This window comes from Kitasatospora sp. NPDC094028 (genome assembly GCF_049543595.1).
Taxonomy (GTDB): Bacteria; Actinomycetota; Actinomycetes; order Streptomycetales; family Streptomycetaceae; genus Kitasatospora.
Genome location: NZ_JBMVFA010000140.1, coordinates 1 through 1,018, shown reverse-complemented (window position 1 = coordinate 1,018; position 1,018 = coordinate 1). Strand labels below are relative to the sequence as shown.

Here is a 1,018-nt window from a genome sequence, read left to right as displayed (position 1 = left end):
CACGGGATAGCCTCCGGCCATGGCGAACGGTCAGTGGTACCCCCCGGAGTGGCCGGACCGCATCCGCGCGCTCGCGGACGGCACCCTCACCCCGGTGTCCCCCAAGCGCGCGGCGACGGTGCTCCTGCTGAAGGACACCGAGGCCGGACCCGCCGTCCACATGCTGCGCAGACGCGCCTCCATGGCCTTCGCCGGAGGCGCGTACGCGTATCCCGGGGGCGGCGTCGACCCGCGCGACGACGACACGCGGATCCGCTGGGCGGGCCCGTCGCGCGCGTGGTGGGCCGAGCGGCTCGGGGTGGACGAGGCCGGCGCCCAGGCGATCGTCTGCGCGGCGGTCCGGGAGACGTACGAGGAGGCGGGCGTCCTGCTCGCCGGGCCCGGCCCGGACACGGTCGTCGGCGACACCACGGGCGACGACTGGGAGGCGGACCGTGCCGCCCTGGTCGCGCGCGAGCAGTCCTTCGCCGAGTTCCTGCACCGGCGCGGCCTGGCGCTGCGCTCGGACCTGCTGGGCGCCTGGGCGCGCTGGATCACCCCGGAGTTCGAGTCGCGCCGCTACGACACCTGGTTCTTCGCGGCCGTCCTCCCGCGGGGGCAGCGCACCCGGAACGCCTCCACGGAGGCCGACCGCACGGTGTGGACCCGCCCGGCCGAGGCCGCCGCTGGGTACGACCGGGGCGAGCTGCTGATGATGCCGCCCACCATCGCCGCGCTGCGCGAGCTGCTGCCGTACGGCACCGCCGCCGAGGCCCTCGCGGCCGCCGCCGCGCGCGATCTGACGCCGGTGCAGGCCACCGCCCGGCTCCAGGACGGCGAGATCGTGCTGTCCTGGCCGGGGCACGAGGAGTTCACCAAGCACGTTCCGTCGAGTCCGGCGCCCGCCGACGCGACCGGGGGAGGCCGCGCATGACCGCCGCGAGCGCGCTGCCCGGCCAGCCCAGGGGCGCGGTCGCCTCCGGGCCCGCCACCACCCGGGCCGTCAACGTCCTCGCGCCCAACGCCTCCGCGATGACCC

At 77.1% G+C, this 1,018-nt stretch carries 1 protein-coding gene and 1 pseudogene; both read left to right on the top strand.

Features of this window, described 5'->3' with window-relative positions:
* The first annotated feature begins 19 nt into the window (after positions 1-19).
* Positions 20-913, top strand: coding sequence for an NUDIX hydrolase (locus ACPC54_RS42390; protein WP_351588080.1), 894 nt, complete (start codon positions 20-22; stop codon positions 911-913).
* Positions 910-1,018, top strand: a pseudogene (locus tag ACPC54_RS42385) (MBL fold metallo-hydrolase); the annotation flags it as partial. The gene ACPC54_RS42390 and the pseudogene ACPC54_RS42385, both read left to right, overlap by 4 nt.